The organism is Arthrobacter sp. Y3223164 (genome assembly GCF_059091005.1).
Genome location: NZ_JBNHGF010000121.1, coordinates 1 through 7,135, shown reverse-complemented (window position 1 = coordinate 7,135; position 7,135 = coordinate 1). Strand labels below are relative to the sequence as shown.

At 67.8% G+C, this 7,135-nt stretch carries 7 protein-coding genes; 3 read left to right on the top strand and 4 right to left on the bottom strand.

Annotated features, from left to right (window positions below):
* The first annotated feature begins 199 nt into the window (after window positions 1-199).
* Complete coding sequence (locus AC5RUJ_RS08215; protein ID WP_494073441.1) at window positions 200-1,267, top strand: enoyl-CoA hydratase/isomerase family protein; 1,068 nt, start codon at window positions 200-202, stop codon at window positions 1,265-1,267.
* Window positions 1,268-1,318: 51 nt separating this feature from the next.
* Here AC5RUJ_RS08215 and AC5RUJ_RS08210 read toward each other — a convergent pair whose 3' ends face one another.
* The 4 genes from AC5RUJ_RS08210 to AC5RUJ_RS08195 form a co-directional block, all read right to left on the bottom strand.
* Window positions 1,319-2,122 (bottom strand): ABC transporter permease, encoded by an 804-nt coding sequence (locus tag AC5RUJ_RS08210; RefSeq protein WP_494023477.1) that lies wholly within the window; start codon window positions 2,120-2,122, stop codon window positions 1,319-1,321.
* A gap of 11 nt (window positions 2,123-2,133) precedes the next feature.
* A complete protein-coding gene (locus AC5RUJ_RS08205; RefSeq protein WP_494128549.1) occupies window positions 2,134-3,063 on the bottom strand; it encodes an ABC transporter permease in 930 nt (309 codons plus the stop codon).
* A gap of 179 nt (window positions 3,064-3,242) precedes the next feature.
* Window positions 3,243-4,442 carry an ABC transporter substrate-binding protein gene (locus tag AC5RUJ_RS08200; protein ID WP_494023479.1) on the bottom strand — a complete coding sequence of 400 codons (1,200 nt, stop codon included), beginning with the start codon at window positions 4,440-4,442 and terminating at the stop codon, window positions 3,243-3,245.
* Between the two features lie 46 nt (window positions 4,443-4,488).
* A complete protein-coding gene (locus tag AC5RUJ_RS08195; RefSeq protein WP_494073444.1) occupies window positions 4,489-5,556 on the bottom strand; it encodes an ABC transporter ATP-binding protein in 1,068 nt (355 codons plus the stop codon).
* A gap of 184 nt (window positions 5,557-5,740) precedes the next feature.
* Here AC5RUJ_RS08195 and AC5RUJ_RS08190 point away from each other — a divergent pair, with 184 nt between their 5' ends.
* Complete coding sequence (locus AC5RUJ_RS08190) at window positions 5,741-6,526, top strand: winged helix-turn-helix domain-containing protein (RefSeq protein WP_494128548.1); 786 nt, start codon at window positions 5,741-5,743, stop codon at window positions 6,524-6,526.
* The coding region (locus AC5RUJ_RS08185) for a cache domain-containing protein (RefSeq protein ID WP_494155750.1) at window positions 6,523-7,135 on the top strand (613 nt) is incomplete at its 3' end. The genes AC5RUJ_RS08190 and AC5RUJ_RS08185, both read left to right, overlap by 4 nt.

Below are 7,135 nucleotides of genomic sequence, written 5' to 3'. Positions count from 1 at the left end.
GTTCCGGAGGCCCGGACGCCGGCTGCGTGCCCGGTTCCGCGTCGGGATGGGTCATTCGTGCAGGATAGGCCGCGCACCCCGCGGCGTCGAGAGTCTGCGGGCCGCCGGTCGCTGTCAACCGTTGTCGCCTCCACAGCTACGACGGCGGCCGCCCCACGCCCGCTGACGCGGCGGCCGCCGCCGGGTAGGCTGTCCAGCGATGAATACCAACGAGATACTGCTGCAGCGCAACGGCCGCCTGGGCCACATCGTCCTGAACCGCCCGAAGGCCATCAACGCCCTCAACGACTCCATGATCACGTCGATCACGGCGGCCCTCCGCGAGTGGGCCGAGGACGACGCCGTCGAGACCGTCTTGATTTCCGGCGCCGGGGAACGGGGACTGTGCGCCGGCGGCGACATCGTGGCCATCTACCGGCACATGAAGGACGGCGGCGACCAGCTCTTCTGGGAAGACGAGTACCGGATGAACTCGCTGATCTCCCGCTACCCGAAGCCGATCGTCGCGTTCATGGACGGCGTGGTGCTCGGCGGCGGCGTCGGAGTGTCGGCACACGCCTCCTACCGGGTGGTGACCGAGCGGACCAAGATCGGCATGCCGGAGACCCGGATCGGGTTCATTCCCGACGTCGGGGGCTGCTTCCTGTACTCGCGGGCACCGGGGGAGCTTGGCACCCACCTCGCGCTGACCGCGGGCACCGGGACCGGAGCCGATGCCATCGTGATGGGCCTGGCCGACTACTTCGTGGACAGCGCGGAGCTCCCGGCCCTGGCGGCCGCGCTCGCCGAAGCCCCGGCCATCGAAGCCATGGCGGCCTTTTCCCACACGGATGTCCCGGCGTCAAACCTGGACAAGGAACGCCACTGGATCGACGAGTGCTACGCCTACGACGACGCGGAGCAGATCCTCGCCGCCCTGCGGACCTCGCCGGTCCCGGCCGCGCGCGTCGCCGCCGAGGAGATCGCCCTGAAATCGCCCACGGCCGTGAAGCTCACGCTCGAGGCCCTCCGCCGGGCGGGCAGGATGGACACGTTGGAGGAGGTGCTCGACCAGGACTACCGCCTGGGCATCCGGCTGGTCGCCGCCCCGGACTTCGCCGAGGGCGTGCGCGCCCAGGTGATCGACAAGGACCGCAATCCGCGGTGGAACCCGGCTACGCTCGCGGAGGTGGACCGTGCCGCCGTCGAGTCCTACTTCGCGGACCTGGGCGAGGACGAACTGGGCCTGGCCGCATCCGTTGCGGCACAACCGGCCGCGGGCAGCTAAACGAACGGCGCGGGCCCCGGAAACCGGGAACCCGCGCCGTTCCTGCTGTTGCTACTTCTTGTCGTCTCCGGTCATCCGCTGGCTCAGGTACACCGGGATCATCGACACAATGATCAGCACGGCAGCGATCACGTTCACCACCGGCGCCTGGTTGGGCCGGGCCATGTTGTTGAAGATCCAGATGGGCAGGGTCTCGGTTCCGGGCGGGGCCGTGAAGGTGGTCACCACAATCTCGTCGAAGCTCAACGCGAAGGCCAGGAGGCCGCCGGCCACGAACGCCGAGCGGAAGCCCGGGAAGGTGACCTGGAAAAAGGTCTTGACCACGTTGGCGCCCATGTCCATGGCGGCCTCTTCCAGGCCCTTGTTCATCCGGCCGAGCCTGGCCTGCACATTATTGAACACCATCACGATGCAGAACGTCGCGTGGCCCACGATCACCGAGAACAGCCCGAGGCCGATGCCCAGCGGTTCCAGGACCGTCTTGAACGTGTTGTTCAGCGCCACACCGGTGACGATGCCCGGCAGTGCGATGGGCAGCACCACCAGCAGGTTGACCGTGTTCTTCCCGAAGAAGTCGTACCGGGAGAGCGCGAACGCGATCATGCTGCCCAGCAGCAGCGCAATCACGGTGGCTACCGTGGCCACGCGCAGCGAGGTCCAGAGCGCCTCCCGCACGCCCTCGTTGCGGAAGGCGGCTTCCCACCAGCGGGTGGTGAATTCGGTGATGGGAAACGCGCCGGAGGTGGTGGCGTTGAAGGAGTTGACGATCACCAGCAGCAGCGGCAGGTAGATGGCGGCCATCACCAGCCCGGCGAACAGGCGCAGGGTGATCTTGGCGGAGGAGGAAAGTCTCATCGGTGAAGTTCCTAAAGCTGCTTGAGGGCGCCGGACTTGCGGGCCAGGAAGAGGTACAGGACAACCACGACGATGGGCACGGTGCCGAACGCGGCGGCCAACGGCGGATTGAGGTTGATGTTGGAGGCGATCACCGTGCCGATCACCTGCGTTTTCCCGCCGACGAACTGCGCCGCGATGTAATCGCCCAGGCTCAGCGAGAAGGTGAAGATGGACCCGGCAATGAACGCCGGCTTTAACAGCGGGATGGCCACCGTGCGCACCGTGGACCAAGCCTTCGCGCCCAGGTCCGAGGAAGCGTCGAACAGGTTGTCCGGGATCTGGCGGAAGGCCGAGTACACCGGCACCGCCATGTACGGGAACCACAGGTAAGCCAGCGTGACCACCAGCGCCGCGGTGCCGTAGCCCGGCCCGGTCATGCCCAGCGGGGCCAGCAGCCAGTCCAGCGGGCCGCCGCTGGAGAACGTGATGCGCCAGGAGAACACCTTCACCAGGTAGCCGGCCCACAGCGGCAGCGTGATGCCGATGGCCAGCACCGCGCGCATCCGCGGCGAGGCGACCTTGGCCATGTACAGTCCCAGCGGCAGCGCCAACGCGGCGCACAGCACGGTCACGGCCAGCGCGATGCCGATGGTCCGCAGCGCGGTGAACTGATAGGCCGGCACTGTCAGGATCTCCACGAAGTTCTTTACGGTGAACGCGGGGATCACCTTGGAAGTGAAGGAGTCGGTGGTCCAGAAAGCGGTGATGAACAACAGGATCAGCGATCCGATGTACAGCACGCCCAGCCAGGCCAGCGGCAGGGTCAGGAGCGCGGTCAGCCGCAGTTTGGGCCGGGCGTAGAGCAGTCGGGAGATCCGGTCGCCCAGTCCGCTGCGCTCGCTGCCCGGCGCCGAGGCGCTGCGGGCTGCGGCCTCCCGTTCGATCGTTGGTGCTGCCATGGTGGTTTCGGCGGGCCTGCCCGCCGTTCCTCCTTCAGATGCGGTGCTGATCAGGATGCGTGTGCACGGCCGGCGGGGACACCGCCGTCGTGCTGGGGAATGCCTCCACAGCAGGGGCACGACGGCGGTGCTCACCGCGCGCCGCGCCCCTGCCATGGGGAGGGTGCTGAAGGGAGGGACTAGCCCTTGACCTCGGTCCAGGCCTTGGTCCACTCCTGGTAGTTGGTGCACGTGGCGTCGGTGCGGCCGTCAATGCACTGCTCCACCGGGGTGGTCCACATCCACACCTGCTTGTAGTACTCCTCGTCCGTGGCGTGGTAGGTGGCGCAGTGCTCCTCGTTCTCCTTGGAGCCTTCGCACGCCAGCGCGTTGGCCGGGGCCATGCCAAAGTTCTGGGCCATCTTGGCGTTCACCTCGGCGGAGGAGGCCCAGTCCATCCACTGGTAGGCGCAATTAGGGTTCTTGGACTGCGCGGAGAGCATCCACGTGTCGGACCAGCCGGTGGCGCCTTCCTTCGGCAGCACGGACTCAACCTTTCCGCCGTCGGCCTGGGCGATGTTCACGATGACCTGCCAGCCCGTGCCCAGGGACGCGGTCCCGGAGGAGATGGAGGAGACGGCCTTGAGCGCGTCGTTCCAGTACTCGCCGGCGATGCCGTTCTGGGTCTTGAGCAGTTCCACCGCTGCGGCCAGCTGCTCCTTATCCAGCGCGTAGGGGTTGGTGATCCCCAGCTCCGGCTGGGTGGCCATCAGGTAGAGGGCCGCGTCGGCGATGAAGATCGGCGAATCGTAGGCCATGATCTCGCCGGCGTACTCGCTGTTCGGGTCCCAGGTGGCTTCCCACGAGTCAGGGGCTTCGGGCACCGCCTCGGTGTTGTACATGAGGACGTTGGCGCCGCGGCCGATGGGAACGCCGTAGGTCTTGCCGTTGAGCGTGTCGTAGATCTGGCCCTTCAGGCCGTCCACGATGTGGCCGAAGTTCGGGATCAGGTCGGTGTTGATCGGGGCCACGTCGCCGCCGGCAATGAGGCGCAGCGAGGCATCGCCGGAGGCCGAGACCAGGTCGTACTCGCCGGTGCGCATCAGCTGGACCATCTCGTCGCTGGTGGCGCCGACCTTGCGGTTGACCTTGCACTGGGTCTCTTTTTCGAACTCGGTGACCCAGTCGGCGTCGGGGTTGGTGGAGCCGTCCTCGACGAAGCCGGCCCAGGCGATGATGTTGACTTCGCCCTCGGACTCGCCCACCGCGGTGGCGGCCGGGATGTCAGGGACCTGGATGCCGCCGCCGGCGGACGAGGCGGGAGCGGAGCCCCCGCAGCCGGCCAGGACCAGCGAAAGCGAGGCGAGTGCCGCCAGCGGCAGTGCCTTGGTGATCTTCATGGAGTACCTTTCCTTCAGGGTGCGTAGTGACGTAGTTGGTGCGGGACTAGACGGTGTAGTTGAAGCGGGAAGACCACTGCAGCCGGACCCGGTCGCCGCGCTGGGCGCCGGAGGCGCGGGCATCGTTCGGCTCCTGGACAATCAGGGTCTGCCCGACGGCGGTGCGTGCCACGAAGCGGGTGGCGGGACCGGTGTAGATGACCTCCTCGATCAGCGCTTCCACGGTGGAGAGGCCATCGGCTTCCACGGGCTCGTCGAGGCGGCGGATGTGGATGCGCTCCGGCCGGATGCTCAGCAGGGCGTCGGACCCGGTGAGCTGTTTGGCCAAGGCGCCCTCCACCAGGTTGGTGTTGCCGAGGAAGGAGGCGACGAACCGGCTGCCGGGGCGCTCGTACAGGTCCTCGGGCGTGCCCACCTGTTCCACCACGCCTTCGTTGAAGACGGCGACCCGGTCCGAGAGCGTGAGCGCTTCTTCCTGGTCGTGGGTCACGAAGACGAACGTGATGCCCACCTCGCGCTGGATTTGCTTCAGCTCCACCTGCATCTGTTCGCGCAGCTGCTTGTCCAGCGCGCCGAGGGGCTCGTCCAGCAGCAGCACCTGCGGGCGCAGGACCAGTGCCCGGGCCAGGGCAACACGCTGGCGCTGACCTCCGGAGAGCTGCGAGGGCAGCCGGTCGGCCACCCGGGGCAGGCGGATCATCTCCAGCGCCTCGGTCACCAGCCTGCGGCGCTCGCTCCGGGGCGTCTTGCGCAGCTTGAGCCCGTACTCCACGTTCTGTGCCACGCTCAGGTGCGGGAAGAGCGCGTAGTCCTGGAACACGGTGTTGACGTCGCGTTCGAACGGCGCCTTGCGGGTGACGTCGCGGCCGGCCAGGTCGATGCGGCCGGAGGTGGGGAGTTCGAAGCCAGCGATCATTCGCAGCACGGTGGTCTTCCCGGAGCCGGAGGGGCCCAGCAAGGAGAAGAACTCGCCCTGGCGGATGTCCAGGTCCAAACCTTTGACGGCGGTGAAGTCGCCGAAGGTCTTCGCGACCTGCTGCAGGGAGATGGCAGGCGTGGCGGAGGCCCCCGTGCTGTCCGGCGCGGTGGTTGCGGAGGTGGCTGTGGCTGGCACGGCTGGGTCCTTTCAAGAGGGCTGATGTGGCGTGGACTACATCGTCTTGCGTTAACATATGAAACCAGAGGTTAAATGTAAAGCGGGTCACATCGTGTAGATTTCTTGTTACGGCCCGTACCGGCCGAGGGCCCTCCGCCGCGTCCTGCCGTCCTGCGGGCGGTCCGTCTGGAAGGATCGACGCATGCCCAAGGAATCACCGCCACGCCAGCGCTTGCTCGCCGCGGTCTTCGCCCCGCTGGGCGAGGGCGGCAAGGCGCAGCGCGTGGAGGACCGGATCCTGGAAGGGATTGCCGCGGGTGTGCTGGCCGACGGCGACCGGCTGCCCAGCGAGGCCGAGCTGGCTTCCTCCATGGGCGTGGCTACGGTGACGGCCCGGGAAGCCTTGGTGGGCCTCCGGTCCCGCGGGCTGGTGGCCACCCGGCGGGGCCGCGACGGAGGCACCTTCGTCACCGTCCCCACCGGACGGCGTGCTGAACTGGTCCGCGAGCGCCTGGGCCGGATGAGCCGGGTGGAGCTGCGCGACCTGGCTATCCATTATCGTGCCATTGCGGCGACCGCCGCCGAACTGGCGGCGGATTTTGCCGATCCCGACGACGCCGAAATGCTGCGCCGGATCCTGCATGCTTCCCGTTCAACAGGCACCGGCGGGGCCGTCGTCGGCGATTTCCTGCTGGAGTTGGCAGCCTTGAGCCAGTCGGCGCGGCTGACGCGTGAATTCGTCCGGCTCTATAAGGACTTTGGTCCGTTGTTGTCGGTGCTGCACGAGGACGCAGAGTTCGACGCCACGATGGTGCAGATGTGCGATCGCATTGCCGATGCGGTTGCCGCAGCCGATGCCGCCACGGCGCGCGAAACTGTGACTGAGCAGATCCAGACGGGACTGGCGGCGCTCATCGATGAACACGCCCGGCTGACCGACCGGCCCGCCGGCCCGACCCCCGCTACCGCCCAAAGGAGGACGGGATGAACTCCATGGCCCAACCGGCATCGGCACGTGCGGCAGATCCGCTCGCCGAGGTCACCGGATTCTTCGAAGACATCCTGGCCGAAGTCAACGCGTGGGTGCCCGCCTTGGCCGGGTTGTTTGAGGATCCGGCCCGGCCGCCGGGCGGCAAGCAGGTGACCGCGACCATGCAGCCGCTGGTCGCTGAGCTGGTGGGGAGGGAGGAATGGCCCGTGGTCGGCGCCGGTTTTGTGGCCGCCGCCCACGCCGTGGCCGACGCTTCCTGGCACATGGCGTGGTGGCAGGGCGAAAGCATGGAGCGGCTGGTCTTGCCCGCCCTGGAATCGGCCTCCGACGCCTACACGCGGCGTGAGTGGTTCACCCGGCCGATGGAAACCGGCCTGCCGCATGTCACCGGACCCTACGTGGACTTCCTCTGCACCGACGAATACACCATGACCATGACGGTCCCGGTTGCAGCGGGGGAGCGACGCGTCGGCGTGGCGGGGGCCGACGTCTTTGTCGCATCGTTGGAACCGCTCCTGTTGCCGGCGCTGAAGAGTCTGCACCCGGCCGCGGGCCTGGTCAACCGCGCCGGCCGGGTGGTGGTTTCCGCCGACGCGCAGCTGGCCG